This is a genomic window from Treponema sp. HNW (genome assembly GCF_050320395.1).
Taxonomy (GTDB): Bacteria; Spirochaetota; Spirochaetia; order Treponematales; family Treponemataceae; genus Treponema_C.
In genome coordinates this window covers 1,161,070-1,182,694 of the sequence record NZ_CP144459.1, presented here as the reverse complement: position 1 = coordinate 1,182,694, position 21,625 = coordinate 1,161,070, and the positions used below count along the sequence as shown (strand labels likewise).

At 43.9% G+C, this 21,625-nt stretch carries 16 protein-coding genes and 1 tRNA gene; 14 read left to right on the top strand and 3 right to left on the bottom strand.

The window, feature by feature from the left end:
• Nucleotides 1-36: 36 nt before the first annotated feature.
• Nucleotides 37-1,041 carry a phosphate acetyltransferase gene (pta, locus tag V1L52_RS05530; RefSeq protein WP_428771426.1) on the top strand — a complete coding sequence of 335 codons (1,005 nt, stop codon included), beginning with the start codon at nucleotides 37-39 and terminating at the stop codon, nucleotides 1,039-1,041.
• Between the two features lie 178 nt (nucleotides 1,042-1,219).
• Here the strand turns inward: pta and V1L52_RS05525 are convergent, their stop codons facing one another.
• Nucleotides 1,220-2,614, bottom strand: coding sequence for an MATE family efflux transporter (locus V1L52_RS05525; protein WP_428771424.1), 1,395 nt, complete (start codon nucleotides 2,612-2,614; stop codon nucleotides 1,220-1,222).
• A 270-nt stretch (nucleotides 2,615-2,884) separates the two neighbouring features.
• Between V1L52_RS05525 and V1L52_RS05520 the strand changes: the two genes are divergently transcribed.
• The 6 genes from V1L52_RS05520 to V1L52_RS05495 all read left to right on the top strand — a co-directional run bounded on the left by V1L52_RS05520 (nucleotide 2,885) and on the right by V1L52_RS05495 (nucleotide 8,874).
• Nucleotides 2,885-3,055, top strand: coding sequence for a DUF362 domain-containing protein (locus V1L52_RS05520; protein WP_428771422.1), 171 nt, complete (start codon nucleotides 2,885-2,887; stop codon nucleotides 3,053-3,055).
• Between the two features lie 212 nt (nucleotides 3,056-3,267).
• A complete protein-coding gene (locus V1L52_RS05515) occupies nucleotides 3,268-3,489 on the top strand; it encodes a hypothetical protein (RefSeq protein WP_428771420.1) in 222 nt (73 codons plus the stop codon).
• On the top strand, nucleotides 3,486-4,415 hold the full coding sequence (locus V1L52_RS05510; protein ID WP_428771418.1) for a M23 family metallopeptidase: 930 nt from the start codon (nucleotides 3,486-3,488) through the stop codon (nucleotides 4,413-4,415). Before V1L52_RS05515 ends, V1L52_RS05510 begins: the two co-directional genes overlap by 4 nt.
• 25 nt (nucleotides 4,416-4,440) lie before the next feature.
• The gene (locus V1L52_RS05505) at nucleotides 4,441-5,427 is read left to right on the top strand and encodes a hypothetical protein (RefSeq protein WP_428771416.1); all 987 of its coding nucleotides are present in this window, start codon (nucleotides 4,441-4,443) and stop codon (nucleotides 5,425-5,427) included.
• Between the two features lie 186 nt (nucleotides 5,428-5,613).
• Entirely contained in the window at nucleotides 5,614-8,211 is a 2,598-nt protein-coding gene (locus tag V1L52_RS05500) for a penicillin-binding protein 1A (RefSeq protein WP_428771414.1), read from the top strand.
• Between the two features lie 33 nt (nucleotides 8,212-8,244).
• Nucleotides 8,245-8,874 (top strand): ParB N-terminal domain-containing protein, encoded by a 630-nt coding sequence (locus V1L52_RS05495; protein WP_428771412.1) that lies wholly within the window; start codon nucleotides 8,245-8,247, stop codon nucleotides 8,872-8,874.
• Nucleotides 8,875-8,885: 11 nt separating this feature from the next.
• Here the strand turns inward: V1L52_RS05495 and tyrS are convergent, their stop codons facing one another.
• A complete protein-coding gene (gene tyrS, locus V1L52_RS05490) occupies nucleotides 8,886-10,106 on the bottom strand; it encodes a tyrosine--tRNA ligase (RefSeq protein WP_428771410.1) in 1,221 nt (406 codons plus the stop codon).
• Nucleotides 10,107-10,390: 284 nt separating this feature from the next.
• On the opposite strand from tyrS, the gene V1L52_RS05485 reads away from it, so the two are divergent.
• The 4 genes from V1L52_RS05485 to V1L52_RS05470 all read left to right on the top strand — a co-directional run bounded on the left by V1L52_RS05485 (nucleotide 10,391) and on the right by V1L52_RS05470 (nucleotide 12,335).
• Nucleotides 10,391-10,464: transfer RNA gene (locus V1L52_RS05485), tRNA-Val, on the top strand.
• Between the two features lie 100 nt (nucleotides 10,465-10,564).
• Nucleotides 10,565-11,683: a tyrosine-type recombinase/integrase gene (locus V1L52_RS05480; RefSeq protein WP_428771408.1), complete on the top strand. Its 1,119-nt coding sequence runs from the start codon at nucleotides 10,565-10,567 to the stop codon at nucleotides 11,681-11,683.
• Between the two features lie 67 nt (nucleotides 11,684-11,750).
• A complete protein-coding gene (locus V1L52_RS05475; RefSeq protein WP_428771406.1) occupies nucleotides 11,751-11,930 on the top strand; it encodes a type II toxin-antitoxin system HicA family toxin in 180 nt (59 codons plus the stop codon).
• 18 nt (nucleotides 11,931-11,948) lie between these two features.
• On the top strand, nucleotides 11,949-12,335 hold the full coding sequence (locus V1L52_RS05470) for a type II toxin-antitoxin system HicB family antitoxin (RefSeq protein ID WP_428771404.1): 387 nt from the start codon (nucleotides 11,949-11,951) through the stop codon (nucleotides 12,333-12,335).
• 498 nt (nucleotides 12,336-12,833) lie between these two features.
• Here the strand turns inward: V1L52_RS05470 and V1L52_RS05465 are convergent, their stop codons facing one another.
• Nucleotides 12,834-13,526, bottom strand: a complete 693-nt coding sequence (locus V1L52_RS05465; RefSeq protein ID WP_428771402.1) for a PilZ domain-containing protein — start codon at nucleotides 13,524-13,526, stop codon at nucleotides 12,834-12,836.
• Nucleotides 13,527-14,100: 574 nt separating this feature from the next.
• On the opposite strand from V1L52_RS05465, the gene V1L52_RS05460 reads away from it, so the two are divergent.
• The 3 genes from V1L52_RS05460 to V1L52_RS05450 all read left to right on the top strand — a co-directional run bounded on the left by V1L52_RS05460 (nucleotide 14,101) and on the right by V1L52_RS05450 (nucleotide 21,583).
• Entirely contained in the window at nucleotides 14,101-14,895 is a 795-nt protein-coding gene (locus V1L52_RS05460; protein ID WP_428771400.1) for an ArdC-like ssDNA-binding domain-containing protein, read from the top strand.
• Nucleotides 14,896-14,953: 58 nt separating this feature from the next.
• A complete protein-coding gene (locus tag V1L52_RS05455) occupies nucleotides 14,954-15,787 on the top strand; it encodes an ArdC-like ssDNA-binding domain-containing protein (RefSeq protein WP_428771398.1) in 834 nt (277 codons plus the stop codon).
• 132 nt (nucleotides 15,788-15,919) lie between these two features.
• Nucleotides 15,920-21,583 carry an Ig-like domain-containing protein gene (locus tag V1L52_RS05450; RefSeq protein ID WP_428771396.1) on the top strand — a complete coding sequence of 1,888 codons (5,664 nt, stop codon included), beginning with the start codon at nucleotides 15,920-15,922 and terminating at the stop codon, nucleotides 21,581-21,583.
• Nucleotides 21,584-21,625 lie beyond the last annotated feature (42 nt).

Sequence of the window (21,625 nt, the reverse complement as noted above, 5' to 3'; positions counted from 1 at the left end):
TGCCGGTCTTAAATACATACTAAAGAGGATGCCCCTATGGATTTTGTAAACGAAATGAAAAAAAAGGCCGCCGAGCTTCAAAACAGGCTGGTATTGCCTGAAGGAACGGAAGAACGCACAATCGCGGCCGCAGCTCAAATCATACAAGAAAAGCTGGCCAAGTCCGTTACCCTTTTGGGAAATGAAGCCGAAATAAAAAAAGCCGCGGATGCAAGGGGCGTATCGCTTGCCGGCATCGATATTATCGACCCCGAAACCTCCGAATGGCACGCCGACTTTGCCGCAACCTACTGCGAACTGCGCGCAAAAAAAGGCATGACAAGCGAACAGGCCGCTATCGATATGAAAAATCCCCTGCGTTTCGGCGCAATGATGGTGCGCAAAAACAAAGCCGACGCCATCGTAGCCGGAGCCCTTGCCGCCACCGCCGATGTACTGCGCGCAGGTCTTACGATTATCGGAACCGCCCCCGGCATGAAAACGGCTTCTTCATGCTTTGTGATGGATACCCACAATCCCAAATGGGGTGCCGACGGTATTATGATTTTTTCCGACTGTGCCGTTATTCCCCTTCCTACATCCGAACAGCTTGCCGATATAGCAGGCGCCGCCGCGGAATCCTGCAAAACCATGCTCGGAGTTGAACCGGTTGTCGCCATGATGTCGTTCAGTACCAAGGGATCGGGCGGAAAAGACGAAAACGTTCTTCGCGTACAGGAAGGCGTACGCATTGCAAAAGAGCGCTTTCCCAACCTCTGCCTCGACGGAGAAATTCAAGCCGACGCCGCCCTTATTCCCTCGGTTACCGAAAAAAAGGCACCGGGAAGCCCCATTACCGGTAAGGTTAATACCCTCATCTTCCCCGATTTGGGAGCGGGAAATATCGGCTATAAATTGGTACAGCGCTTGGCGGGAGCCGATGCATTCGGTCCGATTTTGCAGGGTTTTGCTTCTCCGATAAGCGATTTGTCTCGCGGCTGTTCGATTGACGATATCGTAACCACTTCGGCCGTTACCCTCGTACAAGCCGGCAAAAAATAAGAGAGCCTTGCTGCACAATGCGTGCTGCAGTAAAAAAGCGCGCCGCCCGACAGGACGCCGCCTGTTAAGGTGCCATCTGTTAAGATGCCGCCTGTTAAGGCGCCGTCTCTCACTCCGGAGCGGGCGCTTTTTATTTTAAATATGAGAAACCGTATACACATTCGGTAGTTATAAAAACCTACAGCTCTATTGATTGCCACTTACCGCTCTTAAAGCGTGTCCAGGTAAGAATAAAGCGCATAAATTGGTCAAGAGTTAAGCCGAGCCAGGCACCTATAAGACCGAAGCCCAGCGGATATACGAAAAGCCAGGCGGAAAGCGGCCTAATAATCGCAACGCTTATAAGAGACACCAAAGCCGTATAACGGGTATCTCCGGCACCGCGCAAACAGCCGCCGCAAATTACCTGTGCAACCTGTAAAATAACTATGAGCGCGATAATCTTCATGATAAGAGACCCGTATTCCAAAATAAGCGGCTCGGAAGAAAAAAGGCGGTATACGGCGCTTCCCGAGGCGGCATAAAAGGCTGCTATACAGAGGGCGCACAAAAGACCGATACGCTGGCAAAAGATGCCGTATATCTTCGCAATATCTGATCTGCCCCGTCCCAAATTTTGTCCTACGAGGCTGATGCCGGCCACACCCAAACCGTCGCCTACGGCAAATGAAATACCTATAATATTCATACCGATTTGATGGGCGGCAAAGGCGGATGTTCCCAAATTTGCTACCGCTACGGCATATAAAAAAAAGCCGATGCGTAAAAACACCTGTTCAATAAAAGCTCCCGAAGCAACCTTGTGCAGGGACGAAAGAATGCCGGAGCGGAAACGAAGCGTATTACTGCGGTAAAACAAAAAAAGATAGGAATCCGGTTTTAAAACCGACGCTAAAGCTAAAACAAGTCCTGCGCTGAAGCCTATAACCGAGGCTATGGCCGCCCCCTTAACACCAAGGGCCGGAAACCCGAATCGGCCCTCTATTAAAAGGTAATTACACAGAATATTCAAAGCGTTTGAAACGAGATTGTTTTTCATAGCGGTTTTTGTATTCCCCGCACCGCGTTGGGCCGCATTTATAACCAGGGTAAGCGTTTGCACAATCAGAGAACCGACAATGATGCGGAAATACATAACCGCCTGAACATGGGTATCGTCCCGGCTCCCTGCAAAGCGCAGTACGGAGTCGGCAAAGATAAGGGCGGGCGCACTTATTAAAAGCGAAAAAACGGCGGTAAGGCAGAGAGCCTGTATCAACACCTGATTCGCTTCACTTCGTTTTTCCGCCCCCTTTCTGCGTGCAACCAAGGCAGCGACCGCAATATTCATCGAAAGAAATATCGACAAACATAAAAAACGCGGTTGGGCGGTAAGACCGACGGCGGCAATCGCATAGGAACCGAGAGCCCCTACCATAACCGTATCGGCGAAGGTAATTAAAGCGGCTAAAAAAGATTCGAGCATTGCAGGCCAAGCCGTCTTAAGCGTATCGGTAAAAAGCACCTTATCGGCAGGCAGTTCCCCTAAAGGCGGCTGTCTTTCCAAGACGGAACGGGCGTTAAAAAACAACATAAAGGCGTATCGTATTATCGGGCATATTTCCTCTTTATGCAATCGCTTAAATAAAAAAAATCTATAAAAAATTACTGTTATATTGCACTAACAGACTTTCAAGCGGTATTATATAGATATACTAAACCTGTTCGGAAACTTCCGTTTCAGAACAGGTTACCTTGAAATGCGATGTTCAAAATCGTTCTATACTGTACGATTTTGAACTCGTCGACCTGTTCGAAAACAAAGTTATCAAACAGGTCTATTTTAACTCTCAGGAGGTTAATTATGGCATACAAAATCACCGATGCATGTGTAAATTGCGGAGCCTGTGAAGGCGAATGTCCCGTAAGCGCAATTTCCGAAGCCGAATCCGCACGCGTAATTGAAGCGTCAACCTGTATAGACTGCGGTTCCTGCGCAGGCGTTTGTCCTACCGAAGCAATCGAACAGGCATAAAACAATCGGACAGGCTGCCTGATAGGACGATTTTATTTCGGCAGCCGTTCCGTATCCCGGGCGCCAAAAGAGACTCGATTTCGCAGGCCTTACGAGGCCGCGGTAAAAGAATACGGCAAGCCCGGGAAAATCCGGCAGGGAGCTGTCATAAAAGCACCGGACTTTTAAGACGGCCTCCTGCTTTTTTTTTGTTCTTGTGATATACTTAGGACATGAAAAACATAGTTACGCTACTTCGTTCCGTATCGCTTTTTGTATTAAAACTGAGTATCGTTGCCGCATTTTGCCTTATTTTTTCCTTTGTGTTTGTATACCCCTTGTGGCTGTTTGCGGTTAAAAGGCCCGATGCGTTTTCCGCCTCCGTACTTATCTTATGCCTTTCGGCTTCGGCAGCCGCCCTTGCAATAAAAATCGGATCGGGCAAAAAAAAATGAAAACGCGAATACCGCGCCTCCTTATCGCAGCGGTTTGTATTGCAGCGTGCCCCCTGCACATATGCGGTTTTCTTTTTGCCGACGGCAGTACGGATACCTATCCGCGTATAAAAAAGCTCAATTTCTCGGATCCCTTATTTAAACAATACAGCCAGGATGTAAGCGAAAATTATAAGGCGGCCGCACGGGGAGAAAAAGCGAATATGTTTTTATACACATATAAGGCGGAAAAAAATGACGACCTTTTAAGCATAGCATCCCGCTGTAATATCCCCTATGAAACGATAGCCCTTTTGAATAAACTTGCGTTTATAGATTCTTCAACGGCGGAAAAGATTTTATATCTTCCTACTTGTGCAGGTTTATTCATAGCGGAAAAACCCGTTACACCGCTTGAGTTTATTTTAAAAACGCGTTATCCTGAAACGGAGGGGGAATTGCGCTGTACCGTAAACGGAGTGCACTACGTATTTTTTCCCCAGGGAAGATTGAATCCTACGGAGCGCTTTTTTTTCGCCGATTCCGGTATGATATCTCCCCTGGCCCGGGGCGTTATTTCTTCGGCCTTCGGAACACGGGTCAGTCCCATAACCGGAAGACAGAGTTTTCACCGGGGAATAGACATCGCCGCTCCGGAAGGAACTCCCGTATTTGCCTGTAAATCGGGGATAACCGCTTTTATCGGTGTTGACGAACGATACGGCAATTACATTATTTTGCAGCACGATAATAACATGCAAAGTATGTATGCCCACTTAAAAACGGTTTCGGTGCAAACGGGAGACACAGCGGTAAAAGGAGCGCAAATCGGAACGGTGGGGAATACCGGATTATCAACGGGCTCCCACCTGCATTTTGAAATTCAAGTCGGAGGTAAAGCACAGGATCCTTCATCTCTTGTAAAAAAATTCTTGCGTGAATACTGAACTTCGGATCCGGTAATCTATGGGTATGAAAGATAAAAGAATCGCCTGTTTTGTATTGGTTTTGCATATGGGTTTGTTGGGATTTGCGGAAACCTTTCGGGTGCATAAAACCGTCATGCTCCCGATAACGGAAAAAAACCAAGCCGCGCGCGTCCAGCTCGATGTAAACGACGTTCTCGTCTTAACTTTGCCGGAAAAAAGTCTTTTTTTACAGGGCGTTGAACTGGAAATAAAGATTCCTCCTATAGCGGCGGAATTTCCCGATGCAATCGCCTATGCGCTTTACACGGACATAGAACCGGAACCTTCTGCGGATATTATCGATTATTCGGGCAAGCGCATGCATATAGACACCTTTCCCGGAAGGCTCGGATGCAATATTAAGATTCCTCTCATAAAAGAGCACACGATACGGCAAAATCCGTACACCATCATTTTACCCGCATTTTTTACAAAACCCGTAAAAACCGTTTTTTTCAGGCTCCAGCTGGTTATGAAGGGGGTTCCCCAAGAGCTGATTAATTCCGTTTTTTCGATTGAAGTAAAACCCGTGTTAACCAATCAGGGACTGCTTGATTTACAAATCAAATATCCGCCGGAACTGAAAGATAAGGATAAAAAAGAGTTTTTGGTATTTATCGACGAAGAACCTTTGGATTTGGGCCGCAGCCCCATGCTTTTGACAACGGGTATGCACAGATTGAATATCGTATCGGAGCATTACCGCAACGAAGTACGCAGTTTTATGATAGAACAGGCAAAAACCTCAGTCTTGGAAGTACAGCTTCAGGATATAGTCCCCCTGCTCTACCTTTCGGCACCAAAAAACACCCGTTTTTTTATGGATAATACCGAAATTAAAGATTATTCGAAACCCCTCGTTGTGGAACCGGGTACACATCAATTGAGATTTTCCCTCGGTGATTATGAAGCGGTACGGGTTTTGCAAGCGGAAAACGGACGCACTTACAGGGTGTCGGTGTCTTTCGACGTAAGCGTAAGCGAAGAATAATTATTAAAGATTTTATCGATTGAGCCGATAATTAAAATGTCGGGTGAACAAATCCCCTCCCACCCATTGTTCACTCGATTGCCTTGATGGCATGGCCGGCGCAAAAGCCGGCCTTTTTTATTTAATCTCTCGGCCCGATTCGCGTACCTTGACAAAAAAGCCCCTCTTTACTACTCTATATAATATATGAAAAAAATCCGACGAAAAATCATTATGGCAGGCTTTGCAGTACTGCTTTGTTCCGTACTGCTCGGTGCATTTACGGGTGCCATGCTCGGAATGACCCGCCATTTAAAAAATAACGAACATTTTACCGAATTTACCGCCGCCTTACCCACAAAACTCTTGGATATAAACGGAGAACTTATTACCGAATTCGCATCCGATGAAAAACGCGAAATTATTACGATTGCCGAGCTTCCCCAGCACGTAATCGACGCCCTTATAACGCGTGAAGACAATATCTTTTTCAAACACGCGGGCTTCAGCCTGAAAGCCATTACCCGTGCAGTCATCGGACAGCTTATGCGCCGCTCATTGGGCGGAGGCAGCACCTTAACCCAGCAAATAGCGGGTACCCTCTACCTTGACCGTACGGAAATATCCGTAACACGAAAAATTAAAGAACTGTGGTGGGCGATTCAAATGGAAAGACGCTACTCCAAACAGGAAATTTTGGAGCTGTATCTGAATAAAGTATATTTGGGCGGCGGAACCTACGGCATCAATGCCGCCTCAAAATACTATTTCGGACACAGCGCGCGTGAATTAACCCCCGCCGAAGCTGCAATCCTGGTGATCCAGTTATCAAATCCGGGCCATTACAATCCTTTTGAATATCCCAACAGGGCTATGGACAGACAAAAATACGTTTTACACGAAATGACCGCCGCAGGATATCTGACTCAAGAAGAAGCCGACCAAAGTTTCGAAGACTTTTGGCTTAACTTCGATTATACGCGCATAAGCTCATCGGCATATTATATGAGAGAGGACAAGGCACCCTGGTTCAGCGAATTTGCCCGCAAAGAATTGGAAAAACTCATGTACGGCACTATGGATGTATATACGGGAGGCTATACCGTACACACCACAATGAATATGAAACATCAAACGGCCGCGCAAAACATTATGAACCGTTATATAACCTGGGCAAATAACAGCTATAGGCAAACAACAAGCAGCGTACGCAAATCGAATGCCTCGGCGACCTATATTCCCATGACCGAGCTTTTGTCCATCGTTTTTGACATTCCCCAGCTGAAAATATCCGAACAGCGAAACGAAGTTATAGCCATGGCGGCTTTTAAAAACGATATAAATCCCGCCTTGGATGTTTTATCGCTTATGTTCGGCATGGAAGAACTGCGTGTCGACGTCGTAAACAGAACAACGGCTCTCACCGGAGAATCGCGCAAAAAACAAAAAATTGAAGGCACGATGATTGCCATAGAAAATGCAACCGGCTATATTACAGCCATGGTCGGCGGAAGCGAATACGGCCAGGACAATCAGTTTATACGCGCAGTGCAGGCAAAGGTTCAACCGGGAAGCTCCTTTAAGCCCCTGTATTATACGGCGGCAATAGACTCAAAAAAGTTTACCCCGACAAGCCTCATATACGATGTACCTACGATATTCGAAAAAGAAGACGGAACCTTGTATATTCCGCAAAACAATAAGGGAGCATGGTACGGTTCGGTTCAACTGTGGTATGCGCTCACCAAATCCATGAATATTCCTTCTCTTAAGATTTTACGCGATATAGGATTTGATGCGGCAATCAATCAGGCGGCCGCCTTATTGGGCTTAAAGCGGGAAGAACTCGCCGAGCGTAAATTCGAGCGCGTTTATCCTTTGGGGTTGGGAATATGTTCGGTCCGTCCCGTCGAAATGGCGCGGGCCTTTGCAATTTTTGCCAATCAGGGAAAAGAAGTTGTCCCCATGGCTATACGCTCCGTCGAAGACAGAAACGGCAAGGTTATACTGAATCCGGAAAGGGATATCCGCCTTGCCCAGCAGGAAAAGGCGGAAGCGGCCCAAATTATCAGCCCGCAAACCGCATACGTTATGACCGACCTTTTAACCAATACCGTTTCCCATCCTGAAGGAACCCTGGGATACGGTTCAAATTGGGGTAAAAAACTTCAATATAAAAACGAAAACGGTAGAAATTATATAATCCCCGCTGCAGGAAAAACCGGTACGACGCAAAACTGGTCCGATGCATGGGCTATCGGTTTTACCCCCTACTATACGGCGGCATTTTGGTTCGGCTTTGATGCAAAGGGAGAGTCAATGGGTGTGTATCTGAACGGTTCAAGTCTTCCCGGTCCTGCTTGGGGAGATTTTATGGGTGCCATCCATGAAGGCCTGCCTTATAAACCCTTTACAAAACCCACAACCGGCATTGTCGAAGCGACCGTTTGTTCCGTGTCCGGAGGTATTTTATCGCCCGCCTGCGGAAATCACAGAACGACAAAGGTCTTTTTGGAAGGAACACAGCCGGTCGGCTTGTGCGAACTGCATACAAATCGCGAGAGGGCCGAACTTTTGGGAGCCCAGCGGCTTTTTTCCGAATATTTTATGTCGGGCGTAAAGAAAGAAAAAATAAAAGACAAAACGGGCTTAAAACTCGACCTTTCCTTTTTGAACGATGCAAACGCGGGAAAATACACCGACTTTTCAAATCAAAGCGATGTATCCCATACCGGAAATATTTCGGAAAATGAGCAAAACGATGAAGATAAGCGCCTGCCGGACAGCAATAAGTTTTTTGACTGATTGAATTTATAAGCGGCGAATAAAGGATGTTCCATGCTGGTACGAATTGAAGACATAAAAATAAAAAAACGTATCCGTAAAGATAAAACGGACATAGAGCCCCTTGCGGACAGTATGCGTGTGTACGGACTTTTAAACCCCATCGTTCTTGACAGCGATTATACCCTGATTGCCGGTTTCAGGCGCTTACAGGCCGCAAAGGAACTGGGCTGGATAACCGTTCCCGCAACAATTGCGGATGTAAAGGATAAAATAGAACGTATGGAAATCGAGCTTGAAGAAAATATCCAGCGCGCCGATTTTACCCAGGAAGACTTGCTTGCAGGCTATGAGGCCCTGCATCGGCTGAAAAATCCCGGCTTTGTCCGCCGCCTTGCCGAAAAAATAAAGAGTTTTTTTATTCGTCTGTTCGGCGTAAACGAAGAACGCCGTGCCGAAAAACGCAAAAAAAATATTCTCTTGTCGCTTTTTGCCCCCGGAGGCTTGATTTTAGCGGTTGTATCCGGACTTTTACATAAGGGGGGCTATATAAGCCCAATACTTTTATCGGCTTTAAACCTTGCCGCTCTTGTATTCGTTATCTGCGGCATTATCTTTTTTATCCGCTTCCGGGCGGGGCGCAAAAAAAAATCGGCCGCCGAAAAGAGGAAAGCCGATTTTTAAGCATGTCAAGTTTAAGCGATTACAACACGCACAAACTTTTTTTTGCCGGCGCGAAGGATAAACTCGCCGGCTTCGTCGGCGTCTTTTAAGCCTATAAGGGCTTTTAGGTCGGTTATCGTTTTTCCGTTTACAACCGCCCCGCCCTGCTCTATAAGGCGCCGTATATCGCTTTTTGAACCGCCCAAGAGCGCAGCGCTGAATAAGTCGATAACGCCTATGCCCGCTTCAAAAGCCGAACGTTCGATTTTAGCCGTCGGCATGGCATCCTTATCTCCTCCGCCGGAAAAAGCGGCTTTTGCGCCTGCCAAAGCGGTATCGGCTTCTTCTTTACCGTGTATTTCTTTGGTAACTTCCCAAGCAAGGCGTTCTTTTGCCTTGTTGATATCGGCGCTGCAAAGGCCGTCGATTTCGTCAATCGGTAAAAAGGTAAACAAAAGCATAAATTTACGCACATCGGCGTCGGCAACATTGCGCCAATATTGAAAAAAGTCGAATACGGGCGTAAGGGTTTTATCCAAAAAGAGGGCACCTTTTTCGCTTTTGCCCATCTTTTTACCGTCGCTCCGCGTAATAAGCGGAAAGGTTAAACCGAACACTTCGCGGCCCGTTTTGCGCCGAATCAAATCGACACCGGCTACAATATTCCCCCACTGGTCATCCCCGCCTATTTGCAAGGTACAGTTGTGGCGCTCATTGAGCATTAAAAAGTCGTAGCTTTGCAAAAGCTGGTAATTGAACTCAAGGAAGGAAAGACCCGTTTCCATGCGCTTTTTATAGGCTTCGTAAGTAAGCATTTTGTTAACCGAAAAACATGAGCCGATGTCGCGCAAAAAATCTATATAATTAAGCTCGGCAAGCCACTCTTCGTTGTTTTCGGGGAAAGCCGTTTTGCCGTCAAAACCGATAAAACGGTTTAACTGCTCTTTTATTTTTTCGACGTTTTCGTTTAACTGCTCGTAACTGAGCATTTTACGCATTTCGGTTTTACCCGAAGGGTCTCCGATGAGTCCGGTACCGCCGCCGATTAAAGAAATACCGATATGTCCGGCCGAGCGCAAATGGCGCAGGGCAAACTGAGGCACCAAGTGGCCGATATGAAGGCTTCCTGCCGTCGGGTCGGTTCCGACATAAAAGGTAACCGGCCCCTTATCCATTAAATCCGAAAGTTTTTCGGTATCGGTGCATTGCTGAAAAAATCCGCGTTCTTTAAGTGTTTGAAGAGCTTTGTTCATAAAGTCCAGTGTACCGAAAAAAAAGGCTCTGTGCAAGCGGTTTATCCCCCTGCTGTTCGGTCTGCCGACAAAATATCGGCAAAATCGCCTGAAATTATCAAAAAATCCTCTGTCAAAAACTTCAGTTTTTTACAGGTACCTTGATTTTGCCTGCGATGTTTAGAATTAAGTCTTTATATTACAATGACTTAATTCTAAACTCGACGGTTTGTCTAAAAAGTAACCGACTTTTTAGACAAACCGCTTGACTCAAAGCTGCAAATCCGATATTATAAAAGAGTTACGGGCGCTTAGCTCAGCTGGTACGAGCGTTTGGTTTACACCCAAAATGTCGGCGGTTCGATCCCGTCAGCGCCCAATATAATTGCTTGTAATGTAAACATTTACTTCTCTTTTCTTTTTTACGTCTTAATTAAGGCGAATAAAACGGGCATAAGCCCTATTTGAAGGAGAAGAAAATGATATATCGTCTGTTTAAGAAAACCGTAACGAGTAAAAACGGTAAACAATCAAAAAAATGGTATTACTGGTATTATGATCCTGCGGGAAAGCAAATAAAAAAAGCCTGTAGAGGATGTAATACCAAAAGTGAAGCCGAAGCTTACATTGAAGCATTACCTGCACCTTGCTTTTATTCTGCCAAAATTGAAGACATTGCCCGGTATATGTATATTCCGGGTTCCGCTCATTGTACACGCAGGGAACAATTCGGAAAATCCGTCAATCTCAGAACTTTAAAAGAATCACGCAATTATGTAGACCATATTATACAAGTGTTCGGAAATGAAAACATTACGGATTTAAGTGTTATAAAAATACAAACATACCTCATAAATCAAAACAAATCGGGAAGCTGGAAAAATCGATTTTTACAAATTTTCGAAGAGATTTATAATGAAGCAATCTGGAACGGACACACCGTTGCAAAACCTCTATTTATGAAATTCAAACGTAATTCAAAAAAACAAAGCGTATTATCAACTTCAGAAATTGAACAATTTTTACAGCGCGATAATTTTTCCTCTGAAATGTTTTATGTGTTTTTTACTTTGAGCTTATCGGCCGGATTAAGATTGGGAGAAGCACGAGGATTTAGAGCTTGTCAATTTTTGGAAGATAAGCAAGCTGTAATTGTTGACGGTTTTTTACTTCCTGAAGGGGAACGTCAAGATTTTTGTAAAACCGGTTCTACAGAAAACTTACGTCATAGAGTTGTACTTATTCCGGAAATAACAAAAGAGCTTTTACGTATATGGATAAGCAAAAATCATTACAAAGATGATGACTTTATTTTTTTGCATAATAGAAAACCGGTACGCCAGGAATATGCGGAAAGCGAATTTAAGAGAGCAATCAAAAAGGTAGGAATCATAACGGAAGGAAGAAAAATAACTCCGCATGGATTGCGATATACTTATGTCACGAGAACCCGGCGTCTTGTAGATACCTCGACAACAATGCTGATGGCAGGCCATAAATCGGAAGCAATGACCAATCTGTATACTCGTTTTGAACTGGAAGAAACCGTTAAAAAACTGGTACCATTAAAGCAAAAAGTAAACACATTTTTTGAATAGAGAGTGAAAAACAAAAAAAGTTGACATACGTATTAACACGTATTATACTGTTTTTAAGGGGAATAAGATGACTGCAAATGAAATCAAAAAACTGCTGAAAAAAGCAGGGTATGAAATAATTGCAGGAGCAAAACATGATAAAGCAATTCATCCGGAAACGGGAAAATTGATAACGATTCCCCGTCATAAAGGTGATATAGCAAAAGGAACTGCTTACAATATCTTAAAAGAAGCAGGTATCAATTAAGCAAAAAGGAGATTTTAAATGAAGTATACCTATCCGGTCATATTTGAAAAAGACGGTCTGCAAATCAGTGTAAGTGTTCCCGATATTCCCGGTTGTTTTACCTGTGCGGATACAATTCCTCAAGCTATTGAAATGGCTGCAGATGCATTGGCAATGATGCTGGCACACTATGAAGATAACAAACAGTCTTTTTCACCGCCGAGTCCGATAGAAAATATTAAAGCAAAAGACGGGTTTGTCTCCTACGTTTTAGCCGATACCGATCTTTGGAGAAAACAGTTTTCAGAAAAAGCGGTAAAAAAAACGGTAACTATCCCGGCGTGGTTGAACTATAAGGCTGAAGCTGCCGGAATTAATTTTTCTCAAACCTTACAGCAGGGATTAAAAAAAGCTCTTAATTCTTAGTATGCTGCCTTTTTACTTTGACAATAATTAGCTTTACTTGAAGCTATTTTTTCCAGGCTATGCCGGCGGACGCTTATACGTCCGCCGGGACTGCTAAAACTGAATTCATAACTTTCCCCTTCGGGTTATATAAAATCAAACTTTCTGCGGGCTTGCGCCCGCAATCTGCGGCAAGCACACCTACGGGACTTCCGGCTGTTTGCTTGCCGTTTTCATATCGGGCACCTGAGACAGGAAATCCGGTAGTTATCTTTCTCCAGTAGCCCGTATACAGGGCAAGATAAAAAAGGTTATACGGGCTACTGTATTTATTTGCATTATATATAGATAAGTGTATTACATTACACCTGCTAATAATACGTATTTTTCTATTTTATTATCATACAATGAGATAAGTGTATTACAGCCGGTAAAACAGTCAACAATCAATTTGATAAGCTTCTGATAAGGGAGACTCGATAAGGTGTAATTAGCTTCACTTGAAGCTAATTACGTATGCTAGTTATGAAAATAAGATAAGATTCTTTGCTCGAAGTGCATATTCACTTGTTCGGGAAATTCCAATGCGCAATCCGATATATATTCTCCTTGTCTTTCCATAATAATCTTCCGTACAACCTTTGCCGGTAGGATATAGTCTTCTTCCGGATTTGTAAAAGATACACGCAATGCTACCGACGAGACAGCAGGAGCAATGGCATGCAGTTTCCCCAAACAAAAAAAACGGCAGCCGCCTAATGATATATCTTTTAATATACATTCCTGCCATTCGTCATCGACTAGAAATGATGCACCTTGCAATATGCCGATTTGTTTTTCAATAGTCTCATCTATCTCGATGCGTTCATTTTTGCGCTTTTGTACCATACCCGTTAAGGTGAACAAAAATTTAAGTTTTTCATTTACGGGGGCCGGAAGATGTGTTTTGTCATACTCATACAAAATAAGATTATGAGTGCCTTTTTGCATAATTTTTTTGAAGGTAACAGACAGTGATGTATACCTGCTTAAAACACGCAGTTTTAAAACAGGGTTTTGTGATTCCGCTTTTACAGATGCAGGAACAATAAGCCATAGGAAGTCATTGCCGATAAGCGCAAGTGTTACAGGATAATCTTTTGTTTCGGTCTGTAAAACCGCGGATTCAAGGTTAAGATATTTTTCAATTTCGGGAGTAATAACACGGTTCATAATGCCTCCCGTATTTGTTGCTCACACAAGCTCCGCAACGCTTCATAATTCAGCTTGCCTTTTCGGAGTAAAAGACGTTCCAGTCGAAGATAAAACATATCCGGCAGTATAAACGGAGGACAATAATGCTCGCCGATATAGGATAAAGCTTTTTTCAACTTATCGACTTTTGACGCATACACACATATGATTTTATGTATCGGCTCCGATAACCCGGGGAGTTCAGTTTTCCCGTTTTCAGTGAAACGCACAATATACGCACGCCGATGAGCCGGATAGGTATAATACAAAACAAGAAGGGCTCCGGGAGTAAAACTAAAATCCGTACCGTTCAGTATAGGTATTTTTTCTTCGTAGCAACCGAATACATATAACGTATAAAAACTGTTTTCCTTATGAGGAACAAAAACGTGAAGAAAGTTTTGCATAATTGTTTCTCCGCGTTTGTTTATGGGCAGATCGAATATAATAGACAAAATACAAACCGTCAAGACCGTCGATTATCCTCTTGACACAACTACAACAGTGTTTTACATTACATATACCCATAAAACAAAATAAAAAGGACCTCTTTATGAGTAGTGCGTTTTATGGGGATAATAATACCCAAGTCAAAAAACAGCAAATGAATGCCCGTTTCGAGGCTCTGAAAACAGAGGCCGCTGAACGGGACAAGCTCGACGTTGATCAAAAGAAGTACGAAACTTTTCGAGAAAAGGTAAAATCAACCATAAGTAAATTGGTTGACACAAAAGAAGCACCGTGGTTAAAAAGCCACAACGGCGACACCCGATTATCTTATTTTCCTGAAACAAACTATGAACCCCAAGGATTTACCGCAGTGTGGTTAAAAATCCGAGAACAGGAACTCGGTTCTTCCGATCCGAGATGGTACTCCAGAAAAGATATTTTTTCAAACGGATATCATATCGGCCACAATGAAAAAGCTACTGTAATGGGCTTTCGGGGTGCCGATGACAGTATTAAATATAATTACTATTGGAATGCCGCACAGCTGTCTAAGATTCCCCCATATGAAAAGACATATACCGTTTCGCAAGAACAACCCCCGATTTACCGGCCGCAAACAACCGGTCAGGGCAAAGACAAGACATATCATTCTCAAGAAACATTACGGGCAGATATTACCAATTGGCTTACTTCGATTGCAACTCATACACCGTACGAACCAAGAGGGCTTAATCGCACAGAACAAGTAAAAGAATATATTGAAAAGGCGAATCCCGGAATGTTCTTTTATGTCGCGAAGGATGCAAGTGATACTTCTAAGAAAATAATAGAGAAATCGCAGGATTCTTTTCGTCAAAAAGAACAAAAAAACGAAAAAAACATCGGATTGGAATTATAGCGGATGATCACATAACTTTTTTTCAAAAACCCATAAAACAAACTAAAAGAGGGAGATTATGGAAACATCTGCTGCAGAAAAAAATTATCGGGATGAAGATTTTTATAAATGTTTTTCAAGGCTATATACCGATATAACGCTTAATGCAAAAGCCCCATGGATGAAAGAAGGATTACCGGAACGCGGTCTTGCATATAATCCGAATAGCGGTGTCATATTCGGCGGTATAAATTCAATTATTCTTGAAATGCGCGCCGCACAAAAAGGATATAAGGACTCGCGTTGGCTTTCTTTACATGAATTAAAAACATTAAACATAAAGGTAAAACCTAACGAGATTGCAACTCCTATTGCCTACGTTAATAAATATACCCCTCCGGTAAACGTACACCCTGCAACGGGGGAGCGTTTTAACGGACAAAAACCTCGTCAGAGATACTATTTTATGTATAATGCCGAACAGCTGCAAAATTATGTGCTTTCACATGACAAAGAATTCGTTATCGGTAAACAGATTATCGCAGCAAAGGCATTAAACATTATGCAAAATACAGGGATGAAAGATATAAGATCGATTACGGATAAACTTCTAAACGAAGTAGTCCGTTCGGTGCCCAAAGAGATGAGTGCATTGGCAACAGGTATAACCCAATATAGGCTTGCACAAGAATTGCATATTCCCTACAGACCGGTACTCAACGCGGAACAACTCAACAATTTTAAGCATACAAAAATGACAACGGATACACTGCTGAGAACCGTATATCAAAGTGAAGTAACAAAGGACAGACTTTGTGCTCCCGGAAAACAATTGGAACGCGATCAAACCCGTACAGTACAGAAAACAAAGCAAAAACAGCACGAACGTACAGCCGAAATGGAGCGGGAGTAAATTATGAATACACAAGAGCATAAAACAAACAATATTTAAATTTCCCATACGAAACAATCGGTATGGAAAGGAGGTTCACTTTTATTAAACCGGGAAACTTATATTCCCTACAATTTTTTATAGGAGATTTCAATGAAAAAATATAGCTATATAATTATAGGTATCTTACTTTCGATAATTGCCGGTTGTTCTCTGTTTCTTGACCCGAAAGAAGTACAAGAAAAATCACAAAACGGTTCTGTTCCAATAACCGCTTTGCGCTTCGGCCGCTCATCCGTATCACTCGGTATCGGGGGGATGGAATATATACCCTTGACGGTAAGCCCCTCAAATGCAGGCGGCTCTGTTTCTTACTCAACAAATATTCCGGATATTATATCGGTTGAAGGAGACCGCTCCGGTGTCTCGGTTACCGGTAAGCGAAACGGCAATGTTATACTGAAAGCCATTGCCGATAACGGTATATCGACCGCCTGTGTTATATCGGTTACCGGAGTTGATCCGACCGTCGAAAATTCCCCTCAAATAAACTCCACTACTATCGCATTGGAATTGGAACAGGGAGTATCGAAGCGGGTTCAAGTCGCATTAAAAGGCGGAAGTGCTGCCGATATGGCCGCATTTCAATGGAGTATCGATAAGTCAAATATTGCCTCGCTTGAAGGAAGCGGACAAAGCGCATACATAACAGCTAAGGAAAACGGTATTGCACAAGTTACGGTAACGCATCCTCTTGCCACGTATCCATATACATTTCTGGTATTTGTCAAACCCGATGCGGAAAAGGCCGTATATATAACCAATAATCAGAACATTATGGTGCTTGACCGTAATGCCGGCGATAAAATGGCACTAGTTAACCTTATAAACGGTGAGGAAAGCGATAATCCGTTCTTCCGGTGGTCTGTCTTAAATAATGCCGAATCTGATGCATCTTGTATATCGATTTTGGCGAACGGGAAAAATTGTGTTATAACTCCCGTTAAAAGCGGTACGGCCTTTGTGCAGGTATCGCACCCGAAAGCACAATATCCGTATCTTATACGATGCAAGGTAGTAACAATTGTAAAGAATGTCATCATCGAACCGTCGGTAACAAAACTTACTCTTGAAGGAACCGCGCCTCAATCCGTTACGGCGCAATTAACGGGAGCCGAAGGTGATTTTGATATAGGTGAATTCATATGGTCTACCGAAGACGATACTCTATTGGAATTATCGCCGTTTCAAAACTCTTGCGGTGTACAGGGAAAATCAAACGGTACCGGTAAAATTACCGTAACACATCCTTTAGCAAAATATCCCAGGGAAATTCTTGTATTTGTGCAAAATCATCCGGCCGGGTCTATTGACGGCGGCATGTATATAACCACAAGTCAAGACTATATTCGTACCAAAGTAGGAGCTGCCGACACGACATTAAATATCTCGCTTGCCGGAGGAGAACCGGGCGATGAAGCACAATTTAAATGGACTGTGAACAACCGCAGTATCATAGAGCTTAATACGACGCATGGGATTGTTGCTTATGCACGATCTGTGTTCTCCAGTTATACCGATGGAAAAGCATATATCAAACCTAAAAAAGAAGGAACGGCGGTTATCAGTATATCGCACCCGAAGATAGTAGTCCCGAGAGAAGTTCTGGTTACAGTTTTACCGGAAACAGCATTACTTGATGCGCCTTTGCATATCTTGGGACAGGATGTGATCGGTATTGTAGTCGGCGAATCCCGTAAAACGGTTGTAACACTTACCGGAAATACAGTTATAGGAGATGAACAACAGCTTGACTGGCAAAATGAAAATAGCAATGTGGTGAATCTTTCGGCTGTCAACGGAGTTTCGGCGAATCTTACGGCAACAGGTGTCGGTGAATCGTTTGTGAGTATATCGCACCCGAAAGCACAACATCCGAAGAAAATACTGGTATATACGGCAGCCACACAAGAAGAACTTGAAGCAAAAAAAGTGCTGTACACGTCAAAAAATCAATATAATGTTGTGGCAAACGGGGAAGCAGAATACCTGTATGTATATACTATCGGTTTGGATGCAACGGAAATCGGTAATATTCAATGGCATAATTCCAATCCAACCTCCCTATCTATTGAAACGGGAACAACGAATGCCGAATGTGTTATAAAAGGTCTTTCTGCCGGCACGGCAACCGTTACGGCGCGTCATCCTCAATGTATAAAGCCGGTTGAATTTCAAATAACCGTATTTCCCGCCGGTACCGATTTGGGAGTTATTCCCTCTCCGACTTATTTGACTACCGGACGAAACGTCGTGCAATTTACAAACGCAAATGAAACGCAAATAATAAATGTAACGCCGGTCAAATTGCCCCCCGAAAAATATAGCGCCATCACTTGGACCGGTTTTGATACTACAGTGTGTTCGGTCGTGCAGAACGGCAATAAAGCAACGGTAACATCTGTTGGCGAAGGGGAAACGAAAATAAAAGTTGCTCATCCTGAATCCGAAAACGAATTGTTTATTACCGTCCGAGTCGGAAATCAGTACATAAGCCCAAGCATTAAGACGCCGTATGTAGAGGTCAGCCAAGATGTAATCGGTCTGGTAAACGGCGGAAGCGGTCAAAAAATCAATGCTCATCTTGAAAACTCATCGTCGGTCAATAAGAATTTTACCTGGCAACTCGATAATCCTGCAATTGCGGAAATTACTCCCTTGCAAAACTCCTGTTTTGTCGTCCCGAAATCCCCCGGGCAGGCACAGCTTACGGTATCGCACCCGGAAGCGCCGAACATGGACAAGAAGGTTCTCGTCTTGGTCGGTAACAGTGCCGATGAGCTTGCAACAATGCCGTTCCTTACCACAAGTCAAAACGTTGTTGTATTACGAAAAGGCAGTCAACAAAACGTACAAGTGAGAGTTGCCAATGCTCCGCAGGATAATGCAGGAACCTATGCATGGGCGGTCAAAGACAATCCGGGGGTTGTACAGGTTATCTCAAGCGGTCATCAGGCAATCTTCAAAGCGCTTAATGAGGGGATTGCACATATTGAAGTCAGGCATACCGGCTGTACCTATCCTTTGGAAATCACCGTGGAAGTGCAAGAAGATGTGCCGGATGCCGCAGACCATCCGTTCATAACGAACAATCAGAATATTGTACCCCTTACAGCAGGAGGAGCCGCAAAATCAATAAACGTTAATCTCATGGGCGGTACCCTCGCAGATAACAGTGATTTTACGTGGTCATTTGACCGTGCAGATATCATCAGTATGGTTGCCAACGGTCAAAATGCGGTGGTACGCGGTCTTGCCCCGGGAGATGCGTTGATTACCGTACAACACCCGAAAGCACAATATCCGTACCCGATAAAAGTTGTCGTAGATAAGGTTATCACGGGGCCTGCACTATACATTAAAACAAGTCCTGCAAACATCTTATCCTTAAAGCCTGCGGATTCGGAACAAACCGTAACGGCAACACTGGTCGGAGGTAAACCCGAAGATATGTACGGCTTTAAGTGGTATGCGGACAATTATAATGTTATCGACCTTACCGCAACGGCAAATACGGCCGTGATAAAACCGAGAGCCGAGGGAACGGCAAAAATTACAATAACGCATCCGAAGGCTCTCGATGGAGAGTTAACCGTGCGCGTTACCGAGTACTCGAAATTTGAGTTTTCGATGACCAATCTTACGATGACCGAAGGCGATACGCAATTTGTTTCGATGAAAGTTCCGGCAATGGAAAACGATTACAGCGGAAAAATCGTATATACAACGGATAACCCGCGAATTGTTACTATCGGCGGTACGAATAAGGTTGCACAACTTACCGCCGTTGCGCCGGGTACGGCAACAGTTACGGCAACAAGCCCGTCCGGAGCAAAATCGGATATGCTTGTGTACGTCAAACAAGCTGCGGCACAAACATTACCGCATATAACTTCAAGTACGAATGTATTAAGCTTTAAAGTAACCGATAATCAACGCTCCGTTACCGCACAGCTTGTAGGTCAAGATGTCTTACCGACGGATCAGTATAATCTGCAATGGGCGGTCGATAATCCTGCAATCGTAAAGCTTGTCGGTACGACAGGGTCTACGGTACTGTTAAAGCCCTTAAAACCCGGAGAAACGACGCTTAAAATCACCCATGAAAAAACCGATACGGTTTTCTCTATTTACATTGAAGTAACCGGAAGTGATCAGGGCATATCCCTTAATAAAAGTTATATGGCACTTGAAACCGGCAAAACAATCGAGATTACCGCAACAATCGATAACGGTACGGCTGCGGATTACGGCAATATTACCTGGTCAGCCGATAAGGTTAATAATCTTGATATTGTAAGTATACTCGGTTCGGGCAAAACCGTTGCAATTTACGGACTTGCTTCAGGACGTACAAAGGTATCAGCCGAATGGAACGGAGGAAAAGCAAGCTGCGATGTTGTGGTAACGGCAAGCCGTCAATTTTCTTTTGACACACAAACGCTGCGGGTACAGCCGGGACAAACAAAGACGGTGAAATATACCCTTGTGCCGGATGATGCCAACATACAATGGTTTGTAAATACAAACGAATACATTACCTATCAGGTAGATACAGCCGCAAAGGTTGTGCGTATTACCGGCATAAAAGAAAATCCTATGGGAGGTCTTGCCGTAACGAATCTGTCAGGAATTTCCAACAGCATGCGGGCTAACTTGAGTATCACGACTGCTTGGGACTACAAGCTTACTTTAGGTAAATCGCAAATTAAGAGTGAGCCGCGCTATGATCCGAATAATCCCGATAAGTTTATCATCCCGTATGAGGTGCATCCGGAAAATGCACGTATCGAAACCTTTATGACAAGCGACGGTGTTGCCGATGTTTATGTCGATACGGCAAAGAGGCAGATTGTACTTACTCCCACCGGGGAAGGAGATACAACGCTGAGGGTTACGGCATTTAATACGAACGTAAGTCCGGAACAGCCGTTCCCGAATATGATCCGGGAATGTAAATTGTATTTCCACTACCAGAACTTAAACATCCGCCCGTCGATTATCTCAAAAACCGGCTCTTTCAGCCGTTATGATGAAACAACCGGAATTCTTATCATCGGGGACGGAGAAGAGGTGGAACTCGGTTTCGGTGCGCAGGAGCTGAATGCCGATTGGTCGTTCAGCCCGCCGGTAATTGTACATAAGGATTCAACAAGTCCTATAACCGTCAAAGCCGGGGTAGGAGAAAATACATATAAACTGGTGCATCCAAAGGATACCGTCGAACAGGTCTATCTTGTAGATAGAGATTGCTGGTTTGAATGTCAAGGAAATCGGAGTGTTATAACATGGAAACGTCGTCGATCAAGCCCAACATGGACCACCCATGGCAAAGAATGGAGTACCCATTATTTTTATCCTTTTGTAGCTATGAATCATGGACGAGATAGCACTATACATCTTGCTATATCCGGGGCTTTACCGGGAGTAACTTTAAAAACACAAATGTTTGAGAGTCCACAGCGAGTAAAGATAACAGACTTTGAAAGAAATACCGATTGGTATGCTCCTGCCATTAGATTGTGGGCTCATGGCCCCACAGGTCCCACTTCAACAGAAAATTATGCATCGTATGACTCATATCCTGCCGTACAAATAAACAGGTGGGCGAAGAAGGTAAACTCAATCGATAAAACAGTTGTATCCTCGGTTCATACCGATAATTTGGTGTTGTCTTACCGCCATAACGGTAGAGATAAAAAAATAACAATACCGGTTTATACCGAAATAAGAAATTGCCCATATAATCAACAGTAAAATAAAAAGGGGGCTTGTCATTTGATAAGCCCCCTTTGTTGT

Bases quoted from the DNA above. Each gene is read 5' to 3' on its own strand.
- V1L52_RS05525 (WP_428771424.1), bottom strand. From the start codon at position 2,614: ATGTTGTTTTTTAACGCCCGTTCCGTCTTGGAAAGACAGCCGCCTTTA.
- V1L52_RS05500 (WP_428771414.1), top strand. From the start codon at position 5,614: ATGAAAAAAATCCGACGAAAAATCATTATGGCAGGCTTTGCAGTACTG.
- V1L52_RS05455 (WP_428771398.1), top strand. From the start codon at position 14,954: ATGGAAACATCTGCTGCAGAAAAAAATTATCGGGATGAAGATTTTTAT.
- V1L52_RS05505 (WP_428771416.1), top strand. From the start codon at position 4,441: ATGAAAGATAAAAGAATCGCCTGTTTTGTATTGGTTTTGCATATGGGT.
- V1L52_RS05460 (WP_428771400.1), top strand. From the start codon at position 14,101: ATGAGTAGTGCGTTTTATGGGGATAATAATACCCAAGTCAAAAAACAG.
- V1L52_RS05480 (WP_428771408.1), top strand. From the start codon at position 10,565: ATGATATATCGTCTGTTTAAGAAAACCGTAACGAGTAAAAACGGTAAA.
- pta (WP_428771426.1), top strand. From the start codon at position 37: ATGGATTTTGTAAACGAAATGAAAAAAAAGGCCGCCGAGCTTCAAAAC.
- V1L52_RS05515 (WP_428771420.1), top strand. From the start codon at position 3,268: ATGAAAAACATAGTTACGCTACTTCGTTCCGTATCGCTTTTTGTATTA.
- V1L52_RS05465 (WP_428771402.1), bottom strand. From the start codon at position 13,526: ATGAACCGTGTTATTACTCCCGAAATTGAAAAATATCTTAACCTTGAA.
- V1L52_RS05450 (WP_428771396.1), top strand. From the start codon at position 15,920: ATGAAAAAATATAGCTATATAATTATAGGTATCTTACTTTCGATAATT.
- tyrS (WP_428771410.1), bottom strand. From the start codon at position 10,106: ATGAACAAAGCTCTTCAAACACTTAAAGAACGCGGATTTTTTCAGCAA.
- V1L52_RS05470 (WP_428771404.1), top strand. From the start codon at position 11,949: ATGAAGTATACCTATCCGGTCATATTTGAAAAAGACGGTCTGCAAATC.
- V1L52_RS05475 (WP_428771406.1), top strand. From the start codon at position 11,751: ATGACTGCAAATGAAATCAAAAAACTGCTGAAAAAAGCAGGGTATGAA.
- V1L52_RS05520 (WP_428771422.1), top strand. From the start codon at position 2,885: ATGGCATACAAAATCACCGATGCATGTGTAAATTGCGGAGCCTGTGAA.
- V1L52_RS05510 (WP_428771418.1), top strand. From the start codon at position 3,486: ATGAAAACGCGAATACCGCGCCTCCTTATCGCAGCGGTTTGTATTGCA.
- V1L52_RS05495 (WP_428771412.1), top strand. From the start codon at position 8,245: ATGCTGGTACGAATTGAAGACATAAAAATAAAAAAACGTATCCGTAAA.